The organism is Paenibacillus sp. IITD108 (genome assembly GCF_036541265.1).
GTDB lineage: Bacteria > Bacillota > Bacilli > Paenibacillales > Paenibacillaceae > Pristimantibacillus.
Genome location: NZ_JAZHCT010000016.1, coordinates 75,737 through 99,523 on the forward strand (window position 1 = coordinate 75,737; position 23,787 = coordinate 99,523).

Annotated in this window: 22 protein-coding genes and 1 pseudogene; 19 read left to right on the plus strand and 4 right to left on the minus strand. The window is 45.2% G+C overall.

Annotated elements, in window-relative coordinates:
• Positions 1 to 1,737 carry an ABC transporter ATP-binding protein gene (locus V1L65_RS15405; RefSeq protein WP_331700077.1) on the minus strand — a complete coding sequence of 579 codons (1,737 nt, stop codon included), beginning with the start codon at positions 1,735 to 1,737 and terminating at the stop codon, positions 1 to 3.
• Positions 1,738 to 1,959: 222 nt separating this feature from the next.
• Positions 1,960 to 2,865, minus strand: coding sequence for a helix-turn-helix transcriptional regulator (locus V1L65_RS15410; protein WP_331700078.1), 906 nt, complete (start codon positions 2,863 to 2,865; stop codon positions 1,960 to 1,962).
• 126 nt (positions 2,866 to 2,991) lie between these two features.
• Between V1L65_RS15410 and V1L65_RS15415 the strand changes: the two genes are divergently transcribed.
• The 5 genes from V1L65_RS15415 (at position 2,992) to V1L65_RS15435 (ending at position 9,949) form a co-directional block, all read left to right on the plus strand.
• Positions 2,992 to 4,113, plus strand: coding sequence for a Gfo/Idh/MocA family protein (locus V1L65_RS15415; protein ID WP_432500956.1), 1,122 nt, complete (start codon positions 2,992 to 2,994; stop codon positions 4,111 to 4,113).
• Between the two features lie 360 nt (positions 4,114 to 4,473).
• A complete protein-coding gene (locus V1L65_RS15420; protein WP_331700140.1) occupies positions 4,474 to 5,850 on the plus strand; it encodes an ABC transporter permease in 1,377 nt (458 codons plus the stop codon).
• Between the two features lie 14 nt (positions 5,851 to 5,864).
• Positions 5,865 to 7,373, plus strand: coding sequence for an ABC transporter permease (locus V1L65_RS15425; RefSeq protein ID WP_331700080.1), 1,509 nt, complete (start codon positions 5,865 to 5,867; stop codon positions 7,371 to 7,373).
• 254 nt (positions 7,374 to 7,627) lie between these two features.
• Entirely contained in the window at positions 7,628 to 9,409 is a 1,782-nt protein-coding gene (locus tag V1L65_RS15430) for an ABC transporter substrate-binding protein (protein WP_331700141.1), read from the plus strand.
• A gap of 81 nt (positions 9,410 to 9,490) precedes the next feature.
• Positions 9,491 to 9,949, plus strand: a complete 459-nt coding sequence (locus V1L65_RS15435; RefSeq protein WP_331700081.1) for a hypothetical protein — start codon at positions 9,491 to 9,493, stop codon at positions 9,947 to 9,949.
• Positions 9,950 to 10,386: 437 nt separating this feature from the next.
• Here the strand turns inward: V1L65_RS15435 and V1L65_RS15440 are convergent, their stop codons facing one another.
• On the minus strand, positions 10,387 to 11,157 hold the full coding sequence (locus V1L65_RS15440) for a helix-turn-helix domain-containing protein (RefSeq protein WP_331700082.1): 771 nt from the start codon (positions 11,155 to 11,157) through the stop codon (positions 10,387 to 10,389).
• A gap of 154 nt (positions 11,158 to 11,311) precedes the next feature.
• Between V1L65_RS15440 and V1L65_RS15445 the strand changes: the two genes are divergently transcribed.
• The 12 genes and pseudogenes from V1L65_RS15445 to V1L65_RS15500 all read left to right on the plus strand — a co-directional run bounded on the left by V1L65_RS15445 (position 11,312) and on the right by V1L65_RS15500 (position 21,427).
• Complete coding sequence (locus tag V1L65_RS15445) at positions 11,312 to 12,250, plus strand: nucleoside hydrolase (RefSeq protein ID WP_331700083.1); 939 nt, start codon at positions 11,312 to 11,314, stop codon at positions 12,248 to 12,250.
• 61 nt (positions 12,251 to 12,311) lie between these two features.
• Positions 12,312 to 13,262 (plus strand): ribokinase, encoded by a 951-nt coding sequence (rbsK, locus tag V1L65_RS15450; protein WP_331700142.1) that lies wholly within the window; start codon positions 12,312 to 12,314, stop codon positions 13,260 to 13,262.
• A gap of 76 nt (positions 13,263 to 13,338) precedes the next feature.
• A pseudogene (locus tag V1L65_RS15455) lies at positions 13,339 to 13,547 on the plus strand (ATP-binding cassette domain-containing protein); the annotation flags it as partial.
• Positions 13,548 to 13,612: 65 nt separating this feature from the next.
• Complete coding sequence (locus tag V1L65_RS15460) at positions 13,613 to 13,846, plus strand: hypothetical protein (RefSeq protein WP_331700084.1); 234 nt, start codon at positions 13,613 to 13,615, stop codon at positions 13,844 to 13,846.
• Between the two features lie 467 nt (positions 13,847 to 14,313).
• Positions 14,314 to 15,294: an aldo/keto reductase gene (locus V1L65_RS15465; RefSeq protein WP_331700085.1), complete on the plus strand. Its 981-nt coding sequence runs from the start codon at positions 14,314 to 14,316 to the stop codon at positions 15,292 to 15,294.
• 127 nt (positions 15,295 to 15,421) lie between these two features.
• A complete protein-coding gene (locus V1L65_RS15470; protein ID WP_331700086.1) occupies positions 15,422 to 16,765 on the plus strand; it encodes an LLM class flavin-dependent oxidoreductase in 1,344 nt (447 codons plus the stop codon).
• Between the two features lie 11 nt (positions 16,766 to 16,776).
• Entirely contained in the window at positions 16,777 to 17,556 is a 780-nt protein-coding gene (locus V1L65_RS15475) for an ABC transporter permease (protein WP_331700087.1), read from the plus strand.
• A gap of 96 nt (positions 17,557 to 17,652) precedes the next feature.
• The gene (locus V1L65_RS15480) at positions 17,653 to 18,690 is read left to right on the plus strand and encodes an ABC transporter substrate-binding protein (protein ID WP_331700088.1); all 1,038 of its coding nucleotides are present in this window, start codon (positions 17,653 to 17,655) and stop codon (positions 18,688 to 18,690) included.
• Positions 18,691 to 18,753: 63 nt separating this feature from the next.
• Entirely contained in the window at positions 18,754 to 19,527 is a 774-nt protein-coding gene (locus V1L65_RS15485) for an ABC transporter ATP-binding protein (protein ID WP_331700089.1), read from the plus strand.
• Between the two features lie 29 nt (positions 19,528 to 19,556).
• Positions 19,557 to 20,411, plus strand: coding sequence for a sulfurtransferase (locus V1L65_RS15490; RefSeq protein ID WP_331700090.1), 855 nt, complete (start codon positions 19,557 to 19,559; stop codon positions 20,409 to 20,411).
• A gap of 383 nt (positions 20,412 to 20,794) precedes the next feature.
• A complete protein-coding gene (locus V1L65_RS15495) occupies positions 20,795 to 20,902 on the plus strand; it encodes a putative holin-like toxin (protein ID WP_331700091.1) in 108 nt (35 codons plus the stop codon).
• Positions 20,903 to 21,235: 333 nt separating this feature from the next.
• Positions 21,236 to 21,427 (plus strand): hypothetical protein, encoded by a 192-nt coding sequence (locus V1L65_RS15500; protein ID WP_331700092.1) that lies wholly within the window; start codon positions 21,236 to 21,238, stop codon positions 21,425 to 21,427.
• Positions 21,428 to 21,461: 34 nt separating this feature from the next.
• Here the strand turns inward: V1L65_RS15500 and V1L65_RS15505 are convergent, their stop codons facing one another.
• Positions 21,462 to 22,199 carry a bleomycin resistance protein gene (locus tag V1L65_RS15505; protein ID WP_331700093.1) on the minus strand — a complete coding sequence of 246 codons (738 nt, stop codon included), beginning with the start codon at positions 22,197 to 22,199 and terminating at the stop codon, positions 21,462 to 21,464.
• A gap of 196 nt (positions 22,200 to 22,395) precedes the next feature.
• Here V1L65_RS15505 and V1L65_RS15510 point away from each other — a divergent pair, with 196 nt between their 5' ends.
• Together V1L65_RS15510 and V1L65_RS15515 are read left to right on the plus strand one after the other, a co-directional pair.
• Positions 22,396 to 23,100: a MerR family transcriptional regulator gene (locus tag V1L65_RS15510; RefSeq protein ID WP_331700094.1), complete on the plus strand. Its 705-nt coding sequence runs from the start codon at positions 22,396 to 22,398 to the stop codon at positions 23,098 to 23,100.
• A 395-nt stretch (positions 23,101 to 23,495) separates the two neighbouring features.
• The gene (locus V1L65_RS15515) at positions 23,496 to 23,711 is read left to right on the plus strand and encodes a hypothetical protein (RefSeq protein WP_331700095.1); all 216 of its coding nucleotides are present in this window, start codon (positions 23,496 to 23,498) and stop codon (positions 23,709 to 23,711) included.
• The last annotated feature ends 76 nt before the right edge of the window (positions 23,712 to 23,787 follow it).

Genomic DNA, 23,787 nt, shown 5'->3' on the forward strand with positions numbered 1-23,787 from the left:
TCAGTTAGCAGCCATTGCTACCCAATGTCCTTCGTTAACCTGAACGAAGCTGGACTGCTCCAGCCCGTAAGGATCTGGATGCGAGTTGTCTTTCAGCGGCACAAGTTTTTTCTTCGCTTCAACTTTAGGGTCAGGAATTGGAATCGCTGCAAGCAGCGATTTGGTATAAGGGTGGATCGGGTTGGCATACAGCTCCTCGCTCTCAGCCAGCTCGACAATTTTTCCTTTATACATGACTGCCACTCGATCGCTTATATGCTTAACCATCGACAGGTCATGAGCGATAAACAGATAGGTGAGGCCGAGCTTTTGCTGCAGGTCCTCCAGCAGCTTCACGATTTGCGCCTGGATCGATACGTCCAATGCGGAGAGAGGCTCGTCGCAGACGATGAATTCCGGCTCGACCGCCAATGTTCTAGCGATGCCGATCCGCTGGCGCTGTCCGCCGGAAAATTCATGCGGGTATCTGAGCGCATGGGAAGCATTTAGCCCTACCATCTCGAGCAGTTCCTCGACTCTGCGCTGGCGTTCCTGCTTGCTGCCTGCTAATTTATGAACATCGAGCGCTTCTCCGATAATGTCGACAATCCGCTGTCTTGGATTAAGGGAAGCATACGGATCCTGAAAAATCATGCCCATATGTCTGCGCATGACCTTCATTTCTGAACGGTTAAGCTGCTGAAGCGGAATGCCTTTGTACAGCACCTCACCGCCTGTTGCTTCGTTCAGTCTGAGAATAGCTCGTCCCGTTGTAGATTTGCCGCTGCCTGATTCACCGACTACGCCAAGCGTTTCGCCTGCTTTTATATCAAAGCTTATATCGTTAACGGCTTTAATAATTTGACCCTTGCCCAAATCGAAATGCTGCTTCAAGGAGCGAACCTGCAGAAGCGGCACATCGTCCTTCTCAATAACAATGTTAGGAGCCTGCTTCGGTTTTTTCTTCTCATCCAAGCGGGGCAAGGCATTGAGCAATTTCAACGTGTAAGGATGCTTTGGACTCGCGAATATTTCTTCCGTCGTCCCGGTTTCGACTATTTCGCCATCCTTCATGACGACGACACGGTCGCACATGCCGGCTACTACGCCAAGGTCATGAGTAATAAGAATAATAGCAGTGCCAAGCTTCTGCTGCAGCTCCTTCATCTGATTCAAAATTTGGGCTTGAATCGTTACGTCAAGCGCAGTGGTAGGCTCGTCCGCAATAAGAAGCGAAGGACGGCATGCGAGCGCGATCGCAATCATAACGCGCTGGCGCATACCGCCGGAAAATTCATGCGGATATTGCATATAGCGTGCTTCGCTATTCGGAATGCCGACCATTTTGAGCATCGCGATCGCTTCTTTACGAGCTTCCTTCTTGCTTAGCTTTTGATGCTTGATCAGGCTTTCTTCGATTTGTTTGCCTATGCGCATCGTTGGATTGAGCGAGGACATAGGATCTTGAAAGATCATGCCGATATCCTTGCCGCGAATGCTTTCCATCTCTTTATCTGATTTGAATGCCAGGTTCTGGCCGTTAAAAAGCACCTCTCCGTTTTTAACCATGGATGGCGGTGAAGGCAGCAAGCGCATAATGGTGCGAGCGGTAACGCTCTTCCCGCTGCCTGACTCTCCTACGATGCCGACAGTTTCGCCCTTGTGAACCTCGAAGCTGACATTGCGGACAGCCTCAACCTCATTCTCATGAGAGAAGAATGAAACGGATAGGTTATTCACTTGCAATAATTTGTTCATATCGTCACCCACATCGTTGTTTATTGATAAATCGTAAAGCTATATATTTCGATCAAGCCGTTTGTCTTTTGAAAGATACGGCGTACTTACCTATTTACACTTACTTTATATTGTACAATGAATGAGCAATTGAGCCAAACAAAGTTTAAACATAATCCCACCTCTCTATTTTAAAAACATACTATACAGATGGGAATTATTCAATTGAAATAAAAGGAAACATCATTTATTCATCCGCGCTTTTACAGAACGAGCATACTCTGTAGGGCTCATGCCGTTTTCCTTTTTGAAAACCTTGGAAAAATAATGAATGCTGGCAAAGCCGAGCAGCTCGGAAATTTCCGTCAGATTATAGCAATCTTCGCGAATAAAGGCTTTGGCCTGGCGAATACGAGCCTTTGTAATATAGGCAACAACCGTACAGCCCAAATATTTGCGGAACAAAAGCTGCAGACGAGTGCGGCTGACAAAGAAATGACTGCATATATGGCCAATCGTAATAGGCTGGCTTAAATTCGCTTCAATATAGCTGCATATATGCTGAACGAGCGATTCTTCGCTATTTTCCCGTGCTGCCGTACTGAGGGTAGCTGCAGCATCCTCGGAGCGGTGCATTCTGCGCAGCAGCGAAATAAGCAAAATTTCCAAATAACAGCGAAGCAGCTGCTCGCTGCCGGGGATAGCGTCAGAACGCCGCTGCAATGGATGCTTAAATGGATATTCAAAAGCATTTTGCCCTTCGTTCATCATTTGTACAAGAAGCTTGCGTTCTTCCTCACCAAGCTGAATGACTTTATTCTCAAATCTTTGCATGGCGATGCTATGGCAGTCAAAGGTGAACACAATGACATTCGGAGCGATGCCATCAGCTGCGTGAAAGCTATGAAATTCATTGGGCTTATGAAAAATAATCGAGCCCTGCTTAAGAACATGCTGCTCATCATCTGTGCGCACTTCAATTTCTCCGCGGTCGACATAGAGCACCTCCCAAAAATTATGGCGCTCCCCTCGAAAAACATAATTTTTGCCGAATTCGAAATAGTAGAGGGTAATCAACTGCTCAATTACAATCGTTTGCTCAAGCAATGTTCTTTGCAAAGTATCAGGGTTATAGCCAGAACTTGTCATATCCGTCTTCCTCCATTACCCGCAGGCGTAGCAATAAAACAAATAACTGTGCTTATTGTACAAATCCATTTGAATCGTTCCTTATTATACTACTGTTATTCTACTATTTATTATAATCATTGGGGAGTGACTGTTTTGAATATCGGAGTAATTGGCTTAGGGTCTCGGGCACAAGGGGTATTGAGCTTTATTCAGAAGGCGGATAGTACTTGCAAAATAGCGGCGATTGCCGATCCGGGCAAAATGCAGGAGCAAGCCCAGAATCCATCAATAAATTATTACGAAAATGCTGATGATATGCTGCAAAATGAGTCTTTGGACGGCGTATTGATTGGCACTCGCTGCAATCTTCACACCGAGCTGGCGATGAAGGTATTGCCGACAGGCATTCCATTATATTTGGAGAAGCCGGTATCTACTACAATGGAAGATCTTCGCAAGCTGAAAGCTGCCTATGAGAAGCATCCATCACCGAGTCTTGTATCCTTTCCGCTTCGTTTTACGACGATTGTGCAATTAGCAAAAGAAATTATTGATTCCGGCAAAATAGGAACGGTAGAGCATGTGCAGGCTATTAACAACGTGCCATATGGAGGCGTGTATTTTCACAACTGGTATCGTGATGAAAGTATTACAGGCGGTTTATTTTTACAAAAAGCTACGCATGACTTTGACTATATCAATGCTGTGCTGGGCATGCAGCCAGTGGAGATTTGCGCGATGACCTCCAAGCAGATTTTTAAAGGAGACAAACCAGCGGGCTTAACGTGCAAGACGTGTGACGAAAATCGTACATGCGAAGAAAGCACAGCCTTCGATCCTGATTTGGCCGACGTATGGACGCATTGCGCATTTGGCGAGGACACAGGCAATGAGGACTCGGGCAGCGCATTGATCCGCTATGAGTCGGGGATGCATGCTTCGTATTCCCAGAACTTTTTTGCAAGGCGGGGAGCGGGGACAAGGGGCGCCCGTTTTCTTGGATACAAGGGTACATTAGAGTTTGATTTTACGACAGGGAAGCTGCAGGTTTTCATGCACCATACGCCACGTGTTGACACGTATCAGTATGAAATGAGTGAGGGGCATTTCGGCGGGGACGACGAGCTGGCTCGTAATTTTATTGAAATGATGCAAGGGAAGGCGGAATCAAAAGCTTCGCTGCAAGAAGGTTTGACAAGTGCACTTATGTGCTTGAAAGCGAAGGAATCTGCTGAAACGAGACAGTTCTGTAAAATTGAATGGTAAATCAAGGATATGATAAAAAGGCTAGGCAATATGCAGCAATGCTATTGCTTGGCTTTTTTTGATAGATAGGGAGGTGTAGGTTTTCGACGTATACCTGTTCCTCTATTTTGATTCTATAAATTTCTTAGATATTAAAAGGAAAGTATATAACTAAATGATATCTCTATGGAATGAAATATTGTATAATGAATGATATGTTGCACAATATAAGTATAGTTGACATTTTTCGACCGCTACAATAATATCTAGTATATCGATCGGAATTATATATTTAATTTTATAAAGGAGCGGAACCCATTGAGCGGACAAGCAGCTAGCAGTTTTAATCTAAATGAATCAATTTCAACCGTATACCGCAAAATGCTAATGCATCCTACCTATCGATTTTTTCTGCTCTTGGCCGGCGCGCCGGTTACGATCATTGTTTATTTTATATATTTATACCGCAAATCAAACAACGGCTATACTGAAGCTGCCTCTAAAAAACGTGAAGCCATGCTTGCCGAAGGGGTTATGGACAGGCTGCTGGCTGAAGCGCGCGACCAATTGACGCGCAAGCATCGTTTTTTTAACCAAAAGATAAGTTCAGATCAGCTCGAGCGGGAAGCTCGCCGATTAGCGGATAAAAAATTTGATGAAGAGCTCGCGGCAGCATTAAAGCAGCAAATTGTAGAAGGCAAAATAGACAAGGTAACCTTCGGAGATGCTTTCGAAGCATTGATCAGCAATCCCTTGATGCTTGCACTTTCTATAATAATAGGCTTTCCGATGTACATATTGGCATGGATTTTTTCTAATCCGTTTTCCAAGTACATTTTTGAACGTTTGCTTATGACTGTATTTGTCATTTTCGGAGTAGCTTTTTTTGTGTTTACGATTCTATATATTTCACCGATGAATCCTGCAGCCAACCTGCTTGGCGAAACGGCGACGAATGAGCAGATTGCAGCATTTAATCATCTTTACGGGTTGGACCAGCCTTATCTGGTTCAGCTTTGGAACAATTTGAAAGGAATACTCACCTTTGATTTAGGCAGGTCGTTTGCGGGTAATGAACAGGTGACAACCGCAATTGCCAATAAATTTCCCGTAACAATTACGCTTACTGCAATCGCAACATTGCTTGCCGTTATAGTTGCACTTCCTATCGGCATTATTTCAGCTACTAGATCCAATTCCTTTTTTGATTACACGTTTATGTTTATTGCCTTGTTAGGCTTATCTATACCAAACTTTTGGCAGGGCTTAATTTTTATACTTAACTTTTCAATTAAGCTGCCTTGGCTGCCTGCCACGTATAATCCGAACAATTGGCTTTCGGCTATTATGCCGATCGTTGTATTGGGTACGGCGCTGACAGCATCCGTATCGAGGATGACTCGCTCATCGACGCTGGAAGTTATCCATGAGGATTATATTACGACAGCCAAAGCGAAGGGCCTTTCCAGAGGACGAGTCCTTTGGAAGCATGCTATCGGCAATGCGCTTATTCCAATCGTTACCGTTATAGGCTTGCAGTTCGGCATTATGCTTGGCGGTGCCGCTGTTACGGAGCAGGTGTTCAACGTCAGCGGTATTGGAAGCTATATTGTAGTGAAGCAGTTTATTCCCGATATTCCTGCTGTGATGGGCGGGGTTGTATATACAGCGATAACGATTTCGATCGTTAATATGTTTATTGATTTGCTCTATGCTTTCTTTGATCCAAGAATCCGTTCCAAAATGAAACAATATTAAGGCAGGTGCTGCCCGTGGCAACTCTTTCATTAGTAAAGCAAGAGATACAGTTCCGAATAAAATCATGTCAAGAATACGCGCAAGCCAGCTTTGCCGGAGTTGTAACCTTGGCCTTGGCAGTCGTGCTGTTAATAAGCAGCTATTCACTGGAAACAGGACAATTCAAACCAATTGCACTTATTATTAGCGGAGTATATTTTGTATTTGCGCTGCTGCAATTTGGGGTATGGTTAAAAATCCGGACGGACTTGATCCGCCGCGGCGAGCTGAGCCGTTCAACACGCAGTCTCGGCTATGTCCTGCTGCTTAGCTTGCTGTCAGCGAATGTATTTATTGCGACAGCTGCTTTTCAGCTGATCAAAAAGAACAAGAGCGCGCTTTACACGCTTGCCGTGTATACGCTGCTTACAACAATTATTGTCTTTGCTGTATCTGCGCTTAATTTATTCAAGCCATATGTGGCTGATTGGTTTTTGATAGGCATGTTTTTATTAATTTCTGCCGCCGTGCTGCAGCTAATCAGTTTAATTATTGTTGCTAAATATGCGCATTTGCCAGTGATGCCGCGTTGGCTCTATTTCGTAGCTGCCGTATTAATCTTAACCGCTGCAATCGGCAATTTGTTCGCTCTGTTTTTAGGCATACTCATTATTTCTAAGCTGCGCGACAAGGATCATACATCAGGCTCAAAACTTGGCGAAGTTATTGAGCAAATATCGAGAAGCTCGACCTCGATGCTGGGCATGTTTTTCATTTTATTTCTTGTTCATTTGGCGATATCCAGTTATTTGACGTTTGATTATGATATGGCTATCGTTAATAATTACAGTGCCATTTTGCAATCTCCGAATTTAACCTATCCGCTTGGTACGGATAATTTCGGCAGAGATTTATTTTCCCGAATCGTATTCGGTGCTAGAATATCGCTCGTTGTAGGCTTGCTGTCAACGCTTATCCCGTTTGTAGTCGGGGGGCTGCTGGGCGTTATTTCTGGGTACTATGGACGTCAGACAGACAACATTATTATGCGGCTGCTTGATATTTTGTACGCAATTCCTGGTATATTGCTTGCTATCGCGATTATCGCAGCATTTGGAGCTAACACATTCAATCTGATTATGGCGCTTAGCGTAGGGTCGATCCCGACCTTTGCACGTACGATGAGAGCGAATGTCATGCTCGTATCCACCCTTGAATATGTACAAGCCGCGCGTGCATTCGGCGCAAGCGATATGCGCATTATGTTTAAGCATGTTGTACCGAATTCATTGGCTCCAATGATCGTAAAGTCCACTTTGACAATAGGTACCGCCGTCATTGCCACGAGCAGCTTGAGTTATTTGGGACTTGGCGTTGAGCCGCATATTCCAGAGTGGGGGAATATTTTGAAGCTGGGCAGCGCATATTTGGAATCACATGCTTTTACAGCGATCTATCCTGGCCTTGCGATAATTGCATTGGTGCTTTCGTTCAACTTTTTGGGCGACGGGCTGCGCGATGCCCTTGATCCAAGACATGATTAGACTGCAGCTTTACAGGCAAAGTTATTTTTCTAAATATAAGAAAGTATAAGTTTTTCCCTATACCTGTTCTTATATTTCATCGGTAAACGCGCTTGTCCAAAGGACGGCGATAAACGTTTATCCTTGCATCCGTGTATGAACACGAATTCGTACACGAATGGGAATTAGCATAAAACAAAAAAAGATTAACGGAGGGGTTCATCGTGAAGAAGCAAAGAAAGCTTATAGCTCTGCTGCTGTTAAGTATCGCCATTATGCTTAGCGGCTGCAAAGTAACAACAAAAGGCGAGGTTAATGAATCGCCGACTCCAGATGGCGGCAAAGAGGTTGTTACCGACAACAACCCGGTAGAAATTGAAGTGCTTGGCATGAGCAGCCAGCAGGATGATATTAATATCATTCGCGACCAGCTTGCCAGAAATGGCTTCACTGTAAAGCTGAACGTACAACCGGATTACGGCACGTACAAAGCTCAGCAGGATGCAGGAAACTTTGACATTTCTGTTTCCAGCTGGACAACGGTAACAGGCAACCCGGACTATGCCGTTCGTTCCTTGTTCAAAACAGGCGGCGACTACAGCATTTTGGCTGATCCTGAAATTGACAAGCTAATTGACACTGCAGGCACGCAAACACCTGAGCAATACGGCGAAACTTATAAGCAGTTCGAGCAGCAGCTTGTGCTGGACAAAGCTTATATCGCTCCTATGTATATCTCAAGAAAAGCACAAGCCTTCAACAAAGAAGTGTTGAATCCTGCTTCTGTACGTATTTCCAAATCCCGTTCTTTGCCTTGGGAAGAGGTTGATTTCAACGATACAAGCAAGCGTGACACACAAGCTATAGTGTTCCAGTCGACAATCCCGGTATTGACTTCTTTGGACCCAATCAAAGGTAATGACGGCTCCATCAACATTATTAACACGAACCAATATGTACGTCTTGTTAATCTGACGGATGATGACAAGGTTACTTCAGAAGGCTCTCTATCGTACAATCATGCGATTGCAGAAGGTAATTCCGAGTACTACTTTATTTTGCGTGACGACATTAACTTCGCCAAAATTGAAAACAAAAAGGTCGCAGATTCTGGCGAGCGTGTAGGCGCTGACGATGTTATCTTCTCGCTTGATCGCGCAAAAAATAAAAACTCTGTGCCAGATCACCGTACCTATACCTTGCATGAGCATATCAAAACAGCAGAGGTTGTAACTGATGTTGCTGCGCTTGACGCGATTAAAGTATCCGGCAGCAGCGAAACTGTAAAGTCTGCGCTTGAAAAAGGTCTGGATGCCAAAATTACTGAGCTTGTTTCCGATAAAACGCAATCCAGCAGTAAAGATGGCAAGTATCAGGTTGTAAAAGTGACAACAACACAGCCGTTCCCGCAAGTATTGAACTACCTGGCTCACCAATCAGCAGGTATCGTATCCAAGCAGCAAGTAGAAAAAATCAACACTTATGAGGTTGATAAGTTCGATATTAACAAAGACATTCCTTACGGCGACCAAAATACCGTAACAGAAGGCAATGCTTACAACAACACTTTGTATACAAGCGGTCCGTACATTTTGTCCCACAAAAATGATTATGAGGCTATTTTCTACAAAAACCCTGCTTACATGAAGGGAACTAAGCATGAGCCAAAAGTCAGCACGATCAAAGTACGTTTTATCAAGGATGCTGACAGTAACTTGTCCGCACTTCGTGCCGGCGAGATCGATCTGTTTTATGGTATTACAGAAAATAAATATGATACGATCAAAGGCGACAGCAAGCTGGAGCTGCAATCTATTCCAAGTAATGCTGTATCGTACTTGCTGTTTAACACAGCTAACCGTCCAGTTGCAAAAAGTGTAGATCTGAGAAAAGCTGTCCTTTATTCCATCAACCAGGATGACTTCATCGCATTCTATAGCGGCAATAAAGTAAAGGCTATGACCACTCTTTCTCCGCTTGTAAATACAGGTCTTGAAGTTAAAGCAGATGCAGCTAAAGTAAAAGAGCATCTTGCAGCTTATAAAGCAAGCAAATAAATTAGCTTAGTGTAAAGGGACTGTAGCCTGTCTGCCGATGACTGGGGCAGTCCCTTTGGCTATAGAAGGAAGGACTTATACATGACAACGAATCAAGCAAAAGTAAAGCTTTCGCAATGGGATGCGATCACACTGGAAACCTTGCGTGTTCATGGGTGGCCGGCCGACGAGCTGATCAGCCGTGTAAAAGCAGGCGAACTGCCTAAGGATGAAACCAAGTTCCAAGTGAAGTATGAGGAATTGACCAAGCTTGCTAATGAGCAGCCGGAGTTGTTCGAGCAAGCGGTTAAAGAAGGATACCAGATTAAATTCAGCACGCTGCGCGGTACACACAGCTGGATGCTGCTTGCTTTGCAAAAGGAAGGCGAGCTGCTGCTCGAGCCAGGCAAGGAGGCTGTTCATATTGCTTTGACTGAGGAAGAAAAAGCGAAGGTTGAGCAGACGTTATCGTTCGGCTGGCATGTTGTGGATCATGATGCTGCTGAGGCGGCGGATGGCAAGAAGGCGTACCGCATTGAGCCGATCACTCGTGGGGTATAATCCAGGCCGCTGAGGTTACCTACCTACAATGAATCGAAATGGTCACACGTTCCGTTATTTGCGTCAAAACCGTCATTTTTTTAATTTCGCGGTCACAAAATCCGCTATTTGGCTCAAAATGGGACTTTTTCTGCGATTTATGGATCAATAACGGAACGTCTGTCACTTCGCTTACTAAAAACTATGATTTTGAGCGTAATAACGGAACGACTGACCAGCTAGGGAGGAAAAGGCACAAGCAACTGTTAGGGATGCTGGCGGTTTTTGCATTACTGCTTTAAATTACAAGAGTCCCAGGGCATGCATCGCAGCCTTGGGACTTTTTCTATAAGATTTGCGCTCTACTGATAAGTTTTTTGTATATTAACAGTTAACGCACCTACCCAAAGGAGCACGTAGCTTCTTCCCCTCTTCCCCTTGCTTAGCTGCATGTTTTTTTATAAGCTTTTTTTGCTTATCGTTCCCTTATACTGCAGCGGACTGACGCCAAACTGTTTTTTGAACATCGCGCAAAATTGCGGCGTGTTGGAAAATCCGCATTCCAGTGCGATGGTCGTAATGGACTCACGGCTTTCGGCAAGCAGCTGCTTTGCCTTTTTAAAGCGATGTAGCATAATATATTGCATAGGCGAGTAGCCAGTGTTCTCTTTAAAAAGATGGCGGAAATAATCGTAGCTATAACCGTGCGTCTCCGCTAGCTTCGGTAAATTAATTTTGTCTGCTGCGTACTGCTCAATATAGCTTTTGGCGTAAAGAAGCTGATCTTCCGGCTCCGCATGCTGCAATTTCTCTCCTGATATTTTGCCAATCTCAACAATTAATTCTGTTAAATAGCAACGGAGCAAAATCGGCGAAAAGCTGTTTTTTCGCAGCATTTCCTCACCGAGCTTGTGCATCAGCTGCTTGATCGGCGCGTCCCCGGGCTCTGTATACACATGATTGCGCAGCGCAATCGGGTAATTGTTATAGGAAAATACGAGGAAGTGCACCTCGGTAGCCGATTCACGATATTCATCATGAGGGCAATTTGGCTCGATAACAGAAAATTGTCCTGCTTGATAAGGGTACACTTTATCGCCGATCGTTGTTCGCCCGTGTCCGCTTGCATAATAAACCAGCTCATAGCCATTATGGCTATGGAAATCAATATAGCTCTTTTCCTTCCTCGTATCCTTCGTAAAAAAATCCAGCTCACATTGAATATTCATAATAGCCTCCCCAGGAAGTGGCGTGTTTCAAAAAAGCCGAAAAGTATAATTTATTCTCCGAAAGATTATATAGCAGATGCCAATAAAATGGTAGATTAAAATAAGCATATTCCGTAATTTAATTATTAAAAACGTTTAAAGGAGAGGGCTGACTATGAAACAGCTGTCCAGTTTAACAGAGGAGCAGCGTTTGAAAAGATTAAATCCGCCGCAGGGAAAAATAAGCATGGTGCTTGATACAGATACGTTTAATGAAATTGATGATCAGTTTGCTATCGTGTATACGCTGCTGGCTAAGGAACGTATTGACCTAAAAGCGATATATGCGGCGCCTTTTCATAACTCCTTGTCCGACGGAGCAAAGGATGGCATGGAAAAAAGCTATGAGGAAATTCAACATATACTTCATCGCATGAATGTTTCAGATCATAATTTTGTTTTTAAAGGGTCTGAAAGCTTTATGTTGAAGGAGAATGAACCAATTGACAGCGCAGCAGCGCGAGATTTAATTGCAAAGGCAAAAGAGGCCAGTCCCGAATCACCGCTTTATGTTGTGGCCATTGGGGCGATTACGAATGTAGCTTCCGCCATTTTGTTAGCGCCAGAAATTATTAATCATATTGTCGTTGTTTGGCTAGGCGGTCATGCGCTGCATTGGCCGCAAACAAAGGAATTTAATTTGGTGCAGGATATTTGGTCTGCAAGAACGGTGCTGGATTGCGGTGCTCCGCTTGTGCTCATTCCATGTGCAGGTGTCGCTTCACATTTGATTACAAGCCTGCCTGAAATTAATGAGTATGTTAAGGACAAGGGGGCTATCGGACAATTTCTGGCGGAGCGCTATGAATCGTGTGCTAACGATCATTTTGCCTATTCGCGTGTCATTTGGGATATTTCAGCTATCGCTTGGCTGCTTCAGCCTGATGCAGTGCCTACTGATATTGTCCATAGCCCTGTTTTGACGGATCAGGTAACGTGGAGTGTTGATCACAGCAGGCACCTGATTAGAGTTGCAAATTTCGTTAACCGTGATATGGTTTTTAAAGATTTGTTTGGAAGATTGGATGCTGCATACAGGGAAGGCAAGTTATAATAAGGTACGTGTTAAGTTTGTTTGTTCAACTTTTAAAAGTACATGAGGAGCAAAACTTGTGATGGGAAAAACGCCTGTAATTGCCGTGTTAGGCAGCTTAAATATGGATATTGTAGTAAAAAGCTCAAGATTTCCGGTACCTGGGGAAACGATATCTGGTCAAGAGGTGCATTTTGTTCCGGGCGGCAAAGGCGGCAATCAAGCGGTCGCGGCTGCTCGTTTAGGCGCAGAAGTGCGTATGATTGGGTTTGTAGGAAATGATTCGTTTGGTGACGATTTGCTGCGTTCGCTTGCAGAGAGCGGAGTGAATACAAATGGGGTTCAGCGAGCACCGTTTGCTACAGGCATTGCTTCCATTGTGCTGGCTGACAACGACAATCAAATTATTGTAGTGCCAGGAGCGAATGGCTATTGCTTGCCTGCCAATATTACTGATTTGGAAGAACAAATTGCTGCAGCGGATATTTTGCTGATGCAGTTGGAGGTGCCGTTAGAAACGATCTGCTGTGCAGCTGAGCTGGCTAAAAAACATCATAAAACGGTTGTGCTAAATCCTGCGCCTGCTATGAAGTTGCCTGATGAGCTGCTGCAGCTCGCTGACTATATTACACCGAATGAGACTGAACTATATGCTTTGACTGGGCTGAAAGCAGATGAAGCATCGCTTGAAGAGGCGATTGATTCGCTGTTGGCGCAAGGTCCGGGCTGTGTAGTTGCTACACTTGGTGAGAAAGGCTCGATCTATAAGCAGAAGAATAAGGCTGCGCTGCACATGACAGCTTATCAGGTAGAAGTAGTTGATACAACAGGAGCGGGCGATTCTTACAATGCCGCGCTTACTTTTGGCATAGCTTCCGGTTATGATGAGGCAGCTCAGCTGCAGCTTGCCACTAGCGTCTCCGCACTGGCTGTGACACGCTTCGGCGCGCAGCCCGGCATGCCGACGATCGAGGATGTGCAGCAATTTCTGGGCAACAATAATGAAGAGAAAAATTACAATTTCTCGGGTTGATAATGCAGGAAAGCCCACATAAATAGCAGCATCGATGGCTTTGGATAGTCTTGCAATTTTTGTTCAATCGGCCTCCACCTTTGTACCGGAAATGCCTTTTTGGCGAAAAGCACCGGGTCTATTTTCCGAAAGCGAAAAAAACGGGCATTAATGGCTTTGGATCAAGCAGGTATTTTGGAAAAAGCATATGTGCGTGTGAATCAGTTGTCCGGCGGGCAGCAGCAGCGTGTTGCTTTTGCAAGAACTTTGGCGCAAAATCCACGCATCATATTGGCGGACGAGCCTGTCGCTTTTGTTATCCGGGTTGTGTTAATTGTGATTCGGACAATTCGAGCCATTTTTATGGCCTGATGTTTATTCGCGCAACTGGTCCGGGACCGCTCACGGGTGTGCTCACGATGTCGCTGGTAAGCATCAGCATGCTGTCCAACCAAGCTGTATTTGGATGTTATTGTGGATTTGGATACGTCTATATTGGAATCAATGGAGTCGCTTGGCTGCAATTTGATGGAGAAAATTCTCTTTGGCATTTTGCGGCAGCTACGCAATGTTTTTGTCGATCGTCATTTACAGATTTGATATGAATCTGCGCGATGCCGTCATTCTCGGCTTGTAGGCGCCGGAGGGATCGGTGCTCCGCTGATCTTTGCATGAATGCGTACCGCTGCTCTGGGCTGGCGCGATCCTAATCGGTCTAATAGTACTTATCTTTATTGTAGAGTATGTGTCGAGTCGGATTCTCAGCAAATTAATGAGAGGGTAATCAAGGTTAAAATAAATAGTGTGATTTCACAAATACCTCTGCAGTATACAGCTTTTTTTAGGCTGTTACTGGGAGGTGTTTTCTTTGTTTGAAGGCAGGAAATGTTGAAATCAAAGATAGCAGAGGGAGAATAAGTATAGATCCTGCCCGAATGAGGAATTTGTATTATTTTCTAAAAATAGGGTTGCAATATTAAAAACTCCGCTATATAATCCAACATAACCAATAAGTTAACTGTGGATTGACTGCATATTTAACTTCTTAGTCAACGAAGGGATGGTGGCAACGATGGAATATAAGTCATGGGGAAGAACAGGGTTGAAGCTTTCGCATATTAGTTTGGGCACAATGGCATTCGGCCGCTGGATTGATGAGCAGCACTCTGCAGCTATTATAGATGCCGCGCTGGAAGGCGGCATAAACTTGATCGATACAGCCGATGTATACGGCAAAGGCATGGATAATGGCAATCTGCGGCAAACCGGTGAATCGGAGCAAATCATTGGCCGGGCTTTGAAGGGCAAGCGCCATGATGTGATTCTCGCTACAAAAGTGAAAAATCCAGTAGGAACGGGCATTAACGACAAAGGGCTGAGCCGTTATCATATTTTTCGGGCGTTAGAGAAAAGCCTGCAAAGATTGCAAACCGACTATATCGATATTTATCAGGTGCATGGCTTTGATCATGAAACACCGCTCGATGAAACGCTGCGTGCGCTGGATGATCTGGTGCGGGAAGGAAAAGTAAGATATATTGCCTGTTCAAATTTTGCGGCATGGCAGCTGGCTAAGGCGCATGGCCTCAGCGCGCTGCACGGGTTTAGCAGATTTGAAGGCATTCAATCGGAGTATAGCTTGATCACTAGAGATATTGAGCGTGAGATCGTACCTTTTGTACAGTCAGAAAAGGTGGGGGTTATGGCTTATAGTCCGTTAGGCAGAGGCATTCTGGCAGGAAAATACAAGCAGGATGTACCGCCGCCGCCTGATTCGCGGCTTGCTGCTGGCGAGAAGCGGCTTGAGCTGCTGCTGAACAAAAGATCTGCTTATGATGTCGTCGAAGCTATACGTCCGCTTGCCACTCAGCGGGGATGGTCGCTCGCGCAATATGCATTGGCTTTTGTGCTGAGCCAGCCGGCTATTACTACTGCGATTGTCGGTGCTTCCAAGCTGGAGCAGCTGCAGGAAGCCTTGCACCTTGTTCAGTCTGGTGAATATCGCTTAAGTGAACAGGAGCTTCATGAGCTACTGTTGCTAACAGATAAATGACAAGTAGGTCGAAAAATTATATTTCATCTGGGAACTGCGCGTCTTCAGGCAAAAATGCCGAGAGACGTTTCTATTTACGGAAAGACTAAGTTTTCATATACGAAAAGTTTGATTAGGAGGATTATTCATGACGAGTCAATCAAAGAGAGAACTGCATTTAGGATTGTTTTTATTTTCGACAGGTTATCATCCTGCCGGGTGGAGATTGCCTGAGGCGATTACAGATGGGGCGTTTGACAACAAATTTCTGAAAAGGGTAGCTCGCAAGCTGGAGGAAGGGAAATTCGACTTTTTCTTCCTTGGCGACCGGCTCTCTTCGAGCCCTGAAATGCAGCATCAGTTTCCTTCCCAGATGATTCGTCTGGAGCCGTTTACGACACTGTCCTATCTGGCTGCGGCAACCGAACAGCTCGGATTGATCGTTACGGTGAATTCCACCTATTCAGAGCCTTATCATATTGCACGCATGACGGCATCATTGGATCATATTAGCGAAGGAAGGCTGGCGCTTAATATGGTCACGGGAGCTGATCCTAGCTCTGCATTCAACTTCAGCAGAGAAAAGCATTGGGATAATGCCAAGCGCTATGATTATGCGGAAGAATTTGTAGGGGTAGTGAAGAAGCTGTGGGATTCATGGGAGGACGAAGCGCTAATTCGCGATAAAGAATCCGGTTATTTTGCGGATAGTGAAAAGGTGCATCGGCTGGATCATAAGGGAGACCATTTCTCGATTGCCGGTCCGCTTAACGTGGCTAGGCCGCCGCAAGGGCAAATTCCATTGCTGTCTGCCGGTACTTCCGAACGCAGCAGGCAACTCGGAGCTGCCTATTCCAGTGCGATATTTACTGGCGATATTTTATTTGAGGAAGCTAAGAAATTTTATGCCGATATGAAAAGCAGGCTGCGCGATTACGGACGCGAGCAGAATGAATTGTTCGTACTGCCCGGTCTGTCACCGCTCGTAGGCCGAACCGCTGAGGAAGCGCGCGCCAAATATGCGGAGCTGAATTCGCTGCTGGTCACTAACTATGACTTAGGCCCATTATCGCAGCGTATTGGCATTGATCTAAGCGATTATCCGCTGGATGGTCCGCTGCCAGACCTATCGCTGTCTACTCAATCCGAAGAAAAGGTTAAACAATTAGTGGGACTTACTCAAAATGCTGTCGGTTATGAGGATATAACGGTACGCGACTTATTCCATTATTTCTCGGCGACATCACGCGGACACTTGCTTCTTGTAGGTGATCCTGTACAAATTGCCGATGAAATTGAACGCTGGTTCGTGAACGAAGCTGCTGACGGGTTTAACATTTGCCCGCCTTATATGATTGAAGCGCTGGAGCTGTTTGTTGACCTGGTTGTGCCGATTTTGCAGGAGCGCGGTTTGTTCCGCAAGGAATATACAGCCTCCACCTTCCGCGGCCACTTCGGCTTGTCGAAGCCGGCTAATCAATTTGCAAAGTAGGGAAGCGCATCATGAAAAAGAGCAAAAGAAGCTGGTTTAGCGGTATACGCATCGGACAGATTGCGCTGCTGCTAGCTGTGCTTGGCTTATTGGAGTTTGCAGTCAGGCAGGGAATAGTCGGCAGATTATACTTGTCGGAGCCGACTGAGGTACTGAAGCATATCGGGATACTATTCGGCAGCGGGCAAGTGTATGAGCATATTTGGATTACGCTCACAGAGTTTTTAACAGGATTTTTGCTATCTTCAGTATTAGGTATTGGAACAGGGATGGCGTTAGTGCTTATAAGAGGAGCAGAAGAGTTTTTTAGGCCGTTTCTATCCGCACTTATGGCGATCCCGAAAGTTACTATTATTCCGCTGCTTGTACTTTGGATTGGTATGGGCGTTACGCATAAAGTTGTTGTTGTATTTTTATTTTGCTATTTTACGATCGCCTTCAATACCATTACCGGAATTAAACAAACAGCTGACAATCATTTGAAAGTAGCGAGGGTGCTGGAAGCTTCCCGTGCTCAAACGATCTGGAAAGTAATTTTGCCTTCAGCAGCGCCGACTATATTTGCTGGCTTGCGGGTAGCAGCGGCAACGGGACTTGTCGGGGCGCTGTTCGGAGAAATGATTGCATCGCAGGCGGGCCTTGGCAACATGCTGGTTCAGGCTACTTCACTGTACGATACGGTTAAAGCATTTTCCATTATTGTGATCGTGACGGTCATCTCTGTTTTTATCATATGGCTGATCGATTTGCTGGAGAAAAAGGTTGTGTTGCGCTGGAAATCCACGTTGTAGCGGGGCGGCTGGCAGGGCAGGCATGCGTGTGCGCATTAAAAAGAGAGAGAACTGGGCATAGAGGTTAGATAAGCGAGAGAAAGGGAGAGGAAAGGAATGAAGAAAAGGTCTGCAATACAAAGAAGAAAATTAAGCATTCTTATAAGCGGCTTGCTTACGATGATTTTGATCGCTGGGTGCGCCAGCGCAGGAAACAGCGGCAAAGGCAACACAGGCACAGGAGAATCCGAGCTTGATCCGACTAATAAAAGCGAGCAGGAGTCGCTTATCAAAGTGAGGTATAACGCTTTTACAGGTGTGAGCGGGCTGGCCGTTCATTTTGGAGCGGAGAAGGGCTTTTTCAAAGAAGAAGGGCTTGATGTGCAATTTATTACGACGGATAATCCGGTGCCCGGCTTAACGAGCGGCGATATTGATATTGCGGATTTTTCGACGACTAGAGCGATTGTTGCTGCCGGCAAAGGAGCGCCATTCAAAATCGTATCCTCTCTATTTCGAACAAAGGGACCATTTTATTTGATAGCCAAAACAGATATTGCCTCAGTTGAAGATTTGAAGAGGAAGAAGGTTGGCGGCGCGGTATTCGGCTCGGGGCTGGATGCATATGCGCAAATTATTTTAAAAGAGCATGGGCTGTCCAAGGAGGAAGTAACCTATGTGGCTAACGGTGTGCATGAGGCAGCTTATGCTTCGCTTACTGCGGGCCAAGTGGATGCCACGATTATCCATGAGCCCTTTGTTTCCCTGGCTGAGAAGGAAGGCAAAGGCAAGCTGTTGGCTAAAGGCTGGGATTATTTGCCGAATTTCCATACAGGCGTTCTAGTAGCGAGTGATAGCTTCATCGCGAAAAACCCGGAAGCCATTGAAAAGCTGCTTCGTGCGTATTTGAAATCGCAGGAGTATGCCAAAGCAAATTTGGATGAATATAAGCAGTATTTTTCGCAGCATGTAAAAATTGATGCAGAAGTGCTTGACGCCATGTTCGAGCGCGAGGATGTGCTGTGGGAAAACAATTTGAATGTAGATCAGGCGGCGCTTCAGGAAACACAGGAAATTCAAGTACAGCTTGGTTTCCAGGATAAGGTATACGGACTTGATGAAATTTTAGATTTGCGATTTATTCCAAAGCAATAACGGATATCAATTCATTGCGGGGCAGGCTCAAATCTATAAGTAAAGAGCGATGGAGGTGTGACGATGCCTGGCTTTACAGTAGAAAATGTATCCAAAGTGTATGAAGGAAATCCGCCGGTTGAAACACTCTCCTCCATTCATTTGACGATAGAAGACGGCGAATTTGTAACGATACTAGGCCCAAGCGGCTGCGGAAAGAGCACTCTGCTGGAAATACTGGCAGGGCTGCAAACACCTTCAAGCGGCATTGTGACGTTTGACGGTGTTCCTTTTAAAGGACCGGATAAGCGAAGAGGTGTAGTGTTTCAAGACCCCTCCCTTTATCCTTGGCGCACTATTGCCCGGAATGTCGAGCTGGGGCTGGAGATTCGCGGTGACAATAAAAAGCAGCGAAGAGAAACGGTGATGCAGGTGCTTGAGCTGGTAGGGCTGGGCGGCTTTGAAAATAAATACCCGCACCAGTTGTCTGGAGGAATGAGGCAGCGGGCAGGAATTGCCCGAGCGCTGGCCAACCGGCCGGAGGTGCTGCTGATGGATGAGCCGTTCGGTGCGGTCGACCATCTTACCCGCTTGCAGCTGCAGGATGATTTGCTGCGAATATGGGAGGAAGAGAAAAAAACGGTTGTATTTGTTACGCATGATGTTTCGGAAGCCGTGTTTTTGGCTGATCGAGTTGTGCTTATTTCGCCGAGACCGGGAAAAGTAGCAGCCCAATTCAAAATTACACAGCCGCGCCCGCGCAGGCGGGATGATTTGCAGCTGCATGAAATTCAGACGCAAATCTATGCAGCTATTCATGATGTGAAAACGCAGGAAAATCTGGAGTTTACGATTTAGGAATTTAGGACAAAAAGGAGTGGGCTGTTATGGCAGATCAAGCAATTGTAGATGTAAACTGGCTGCAGAGGCATTTAGCTGATGTTGTTGTGTTGGATGTTCGCTACTCTTCCAAGGAGCAACAATACGGCAGAGATGCTTATGAGAAAGGACATATACCTGGGGCTCAATTCGTTGATTTCAAGCTTGCACTAACGGCACCGGCCCAGCAGCATGGCGGACGCAGTCCGCTTCCATCGCCCGAGCAGCTTGCCTTTACGTTCGGTCAGTTAGGAATTGATGAACGAAGCATAGTTGTTGTCTATGAAGATACCAATGGACCTGCTGCTTCCCGTCTTTGGTGGGCGCTTCGCTATATTGGGCTGGATCGTGTTTATGTGTTGGATGGAGGAATTATGGCTTGGGAAGAAGCGGGTTTTGCTTTGTCTACAGAAGAACCGCAAGTGGAGGCAAAAATATTGGCGCTGCAGCTGCGTGACAATTGGCTGGCTAATGTACATGATGTGCGTGCGGCAATTGCAGACGGATCAGCAGTGCTTATTGATTCTCGAGATAGAAGCCAGTACGTTGGCGAGACATCCCCATTCGATCCAGTTGCTGGACATATTCCAACCGCACGACACTACTTCTGGAAGGAAGCGCTGAATAAGCAGGAGCGATGGTTGTCGGCGGACCTGTTGCAGCAACGCTTCGGCGAGCTGAAGCCGGCAGGCAATTATATTGTGTATTGCGGTTCTGGCATTTCGGCTACGCCGAATGTTTTAGCGTTAAGGCAAGCGGGCTTTGAGAATGTGCGCTTGTATGCGGGAAGCTGGAGCGACTGGATTAGCTATGAGGGGAATCCGGTGGCGGTTGGGGATGAGGAGAAGGCGGAAAAAGAATAGCAGTTTTTACTCGATGAAAACATCGCCTTGCGGCTTATGAGCCGAGGCGATGTTTTTTTTGCTTCGAAGTCAACAGGGAATCAACGCTTGTGCTATGAAAATACTTAATTGAAGCCTAGAATCCAATGCAAGCCTGTATCCGTCACCTGGCCTTGATGCATCTTACTACTTTGTACGAATTTTTAGGGCTCTACATGCCTAATCAACATTAACACTAAGAGACTCCAGAGGAGCGAACAACAACGAATTAACAACCGTATTACAAAGGATAGAAAACCATAATTCCCTGCTTTCGCACTTACAAATTATGCTATAATTAGACAGGCACGTGGAACGGCTTGCAAGGGTGGTCGGCTACCTCTTTATAGAAGGGAGGGATGCCCATGGAGGTTAAAGATGCTTTGACGTTAATGATCGGATTCGGTGCGTTAATTGTAGCGCTGCTGACGTTGGTTGTTGCCATCATTGCAATAGTTAACCAAAAGAAATAGACCGCCCCCCTGCAAGGAATGCGGTCTATTTCTGATCTCATACCCGAAGCCGACCGCCTTTGAAGCGGTCTACTGTGCTGCCGGAGTCGTGTTAGTGCACGGCTCCTTCTTTAGTTTTATTATACCGCCCCCTGTTTATACGCGCAACATACAGAATTATTGGTATTTAATTTGTATCGAAGAGAGGGGACTATCATGAATTTGTATTATTCTATGATCTGTCGATTGCTGGACGGTAGGACGTCGATTCAAAATGAGGGCTATTACTACTGCCTATGCTTTTACAAGAGATGATTGCACGGATTATGGATTCGTCATGACAAAGACGATCGAATGAGACTTGTTTTACAGGGTATTCCCGGATATTCAGGAATTGATGAGCAGTTTAACGAGGAAATGAACCGGAATCGGCATTTGTCGGTTGCCAATTCCATCGATTATTGGTCTGACGCCATTCATAGCGATTATAGTTTAGAACCACCATTTACTTATATACAAGAACCAGGAGAAAGAAAGGGGCAGTGATTCTCCCGAAGTCCTCCTGATCCTCCTATGAAGATTAGCTTTGTCCTAAAGTCATTTTGAGTTCATCTAATCGCTCGGTTGCCTCCATCACTTCTTCAAGCTCTTGTTCAGATAGCGATAATTTCTCTGCTTCTCTAATAAAAGTCATCGCAAGATTTAGCTCGTCCATTGAAATTGCGACATCGGCTCGTAATACATAAGCTTTGTAGCGAAGCGTTATTGATACTTCTTCGGTTTTCGAAAAAACAAGCTCAAGTACTCTGGCTGCTTCTGCAGGTTCGTCTTTGGCATATGCTAATCGGTATGCGGTTTCTAATGCATTTGTAAACCTTGACGGGTGCACCACCATGTATTGATCGTTCTGGATTGGCTTAGAGGAGGCATGCTTTTGACCAATCAGCAAGCGATTTCCGGCAGGATCGATGAGGTTAAATCTTCGATCTTCTGCAAGATTGTTGAGCTTGGTGATTCTGGGAAATCCCTGGGAGGGGACTTTCTGATAAGTCTTTTTTAAATTTCCGCAAAATTCTTTGTATACGGAATCCACATCAGGAACGCTTACATAGCACATGCTGTATGAGTTGGATGGCTCTAATTGTTTCAGAACAAAAAAATGTAATTCCACGATACTGTGTCGGACACAAGCATATAGGTTTGGCTTAGCTTGCCGATAAGTTAGTTCAAACCCCAATGCTTGGTAGAAATCCAAATGTTCGTCGATGGACCTGCAAGGGAAAATAGGAATAGCTACGCCAGTTCGATTTGTTGACAAGTTATCAACCTCCATTTACTAGGTAATTTCATGCCGTAATCACCTTTTTTTCAGTGAAATCATCTTACTCCCTTATCGTACATCATTAGGGCAAATGCTAATGTTTAATTGAATTTATCCTTGTAGTACAATATGTAATAATTAAAACCCGTCATATGCTTTAATTATCATTTGTAGGTTTAAGAAAGGAGTTCAGATGAACGGTATTGAGATCGCCAAGAAATTGAATATCAGCACGAGTGCGTTAAGGCATTATGAATCTTGGGGTATTGTTCCTAAAGTTGAGAGAGCTGCGAACGGGTATCGCATCTATACAAAGGAACATGAGGCTTATTTTCAATGTATACGTGCGCTTATTCCCGGATTTGGGATGGAATTTGTTCGAGAAGTTATGCCACGCATTATAAAGGGAGATAAACTTGAGGTTCTGTGGCAAATGAACAAGGCACAAGTTGACCTCCATTTTGAAAAGGAAACCTTACAAAAAACAGTAGAAATGCTTGACTTAAAACAACTGGCTAATATTCCGAAGTACTCCAATAAAGATTTTTTTACAATTGGAGAGGTAGCAAAAATAGCGAATACATCTGCTTCCTCAATTCGTCATTGGGAAAAGGAAGGGTTAATAAAGCCCAAGCTTCAAAATGGAAATGGATTTCGAATATACAGTTCCTCTGATATTCGCAAGGTACTTATCATCCGAGCCGTTCAAAGAGTTGCTTATTCCTTAGATATTGTCCGTGAAGTATTATCGGAGCTTGATAAAAATAACATGTCTCAGGCTAAGGAAATTGCTCTTAAATCTCTTCAATACATTGATTATGCATTGGTTGAGCAAGTGAGAGGTATCGCATATTTGCACAGACTTCTTGAAGTTGTGTCAAGGAAAGAAGAACAATAGGTGCAAATAAAAATCTCTATTTGCAAACAACCGCCAGCAAGTTGCATGCAACAGCAGTGCAACCTCCGTCTGTTCACAACACAGACCATCCAGCCTCTGGGTACCTAAATATACAGTATAGGACTCGAAGTGCATCGTATGTGTGGCGATGTACTTCTTTGCGTTGGTGAAAAATTAACCGTTTGAGGGTTTTGACCGTTCTGCTGCGCAGGTTCTGTATTTGCTTGTTGTCCATGTTTTGCATGTTGCTTATGCTATAATTTGTTGAAAAAGTTGTATCCTTTTAGGTGTTCGGTTGTCTAATAGGTAGCTGAGAGAAGGGAGGGGATGGGCTGGAAAGCTTTGCTGATGTCTATAAAGCGTACGCGGATCAGGTTTTCCGTAATGTGCTGTCGTTGACTGGGCAACGAAAGACGGTTTACAGCTATCAGGCAGACATTCGCTTGACTGATAAGCACGGGACGGAGCAATCCGCGCGAATGTCCTTGGTTACCCATCCTTATTCTGACGCACCTCACTCCTTCCAGATCGGGGGGTATATCGCCTTGGACGAAGGAAATCTGATTGGGGTACTGGCACGGCAGATGGATTATTGGGACTTGGGGAAATAAAGTAGACTACGGTCGTGCCGGGCAATACACGAAAGACAAATACATCGCCTTGTGCCCAAAGGGCTTGGGCGATGTA

Bases quoted from the DNA above. Each gene is read 5' to 3' on its own strand.
- V1L65_RS15465 (WP_331700085.1), top strand. From the start codon at position 14,314: ATGGAATATAAGTCATGGGGAAGAACAGGGTTGAAGCTTTCGCATATT.
- V1L65_RS15410 (WP_331700078.1), bottom strand. From the start codon at position 2,865: ATGACAAGTTCTGGCTATAACCCTGATACTTTGCAAAGAACATTGCTT.
- V1L65_RS15440 (WP_331700082.1), bottom strand. From the start codon at position 11,157: ATGAATATTCAATGTGAGCTGGATTTTTTTACGAAGGATACGAGGAAG.
- V1L65_RS15475 (WP_331700087.1), top strand. From the start codon at position 16,777: ATGAAAAAGAGCAAAAGAAGCTGGTTTAGCGGTATACGCATCGGACAG.
- V1L65_RS15420 (WP_331700140.1), top strand. From the start codon at position 4,474: ATGCTAATGCATCCTACCTATCGATTTTTTCTGCTCTTGGCCGGCGCG.
- V1L65_RS15430 (WP_331700141.1), top strand. From the start codon at position 7,628: ATGCTTAGCGGCTGCAAAGTAACAACAAAAGGCGAGGTTAATGAATCG.
- V1L65_RS15460 (WP_331700084.1), top strand. From the start codon at position 13,613: ATGTTTATTCGCGCAACTGGTCCGGGACCGCTCACGGGTGTGCTCACG.
- V1L65_RS15510 (WP_331700094.1), top strand. From the start codon at position 22,396: ATGAACGGTATTGAGATCGCCAAGAAATTGAATATCAGCACGAGTGCG.
- V1L65_RS15405 (WP_331700077.1), bottom strand. From the start codon at position 1,737: ATGAACAAATTATTGCAAGTGAATAACCTATCCGTTTCATTCTTCTCT.
- V1L65_RS15435 (WP_331700081.1), top strand. From the start codon at position 9,491: ATGACAACGAATCAAGCAAAAGTAAAGCTTTCGCAATGGGATGCGATC.
- V1L65_RS15445 (WP_331700083.1), top strand. From the start codon at position 11,312: ATGAAACAGCTGTCCAGTTTAACAGAGGAGCAGCGTTTGAAAAGATTA.
- V1L65_RS15470 (WP_331700086.1), top strand. From the start codon at position 15,422: ATGACGAGTCAATCAAAGAGAGAACTGCATTTAGGATTGTTTTTATTT.
- V1L65_RS15495 (WP_331700091.1), top strand. From the start codon at position 20,795: ATGGAGGTTAAAGATGCTTTGACGTTAATGATCGGATTCGGTGCGTTA.
- V1L65_RS15490 (WP_331700090.1), top strand. From the start codon at position 19,557: ATGGCAGATCAAGCAATTGTAGATGTAAACTGGCTGCAGAGGCATTTA.
- V1L65_RS15485 (WP_331700089.1), top strand. From the start codon at position 18,754: ATGCCTGGCTTTACAGTAGAAAATGTATCCAAAGTGTATGAAGGAAAT.
- V1L65_RS15480 (WP_331700088.1), top strand. From the start codon at position 17,653: ATGAAGAAAAGGTCTGCAATACAAAGAAGAAAATTAAGCATTCTTATA.
- V1L65_RS15500 (WP_331700092.1), top strand. From the start codon at position 21,236: ATGAGACTTGTTTTACAGGGTATTCCCGGATATTCAGGAATTGATGAG.
- rbsK (WP_331700142.1), top strand. From the start codon at position 12,312: ATGGGAAAAACGCCTGTAATTGCCGTGTTAGGCAGCTTAAATATGGAT.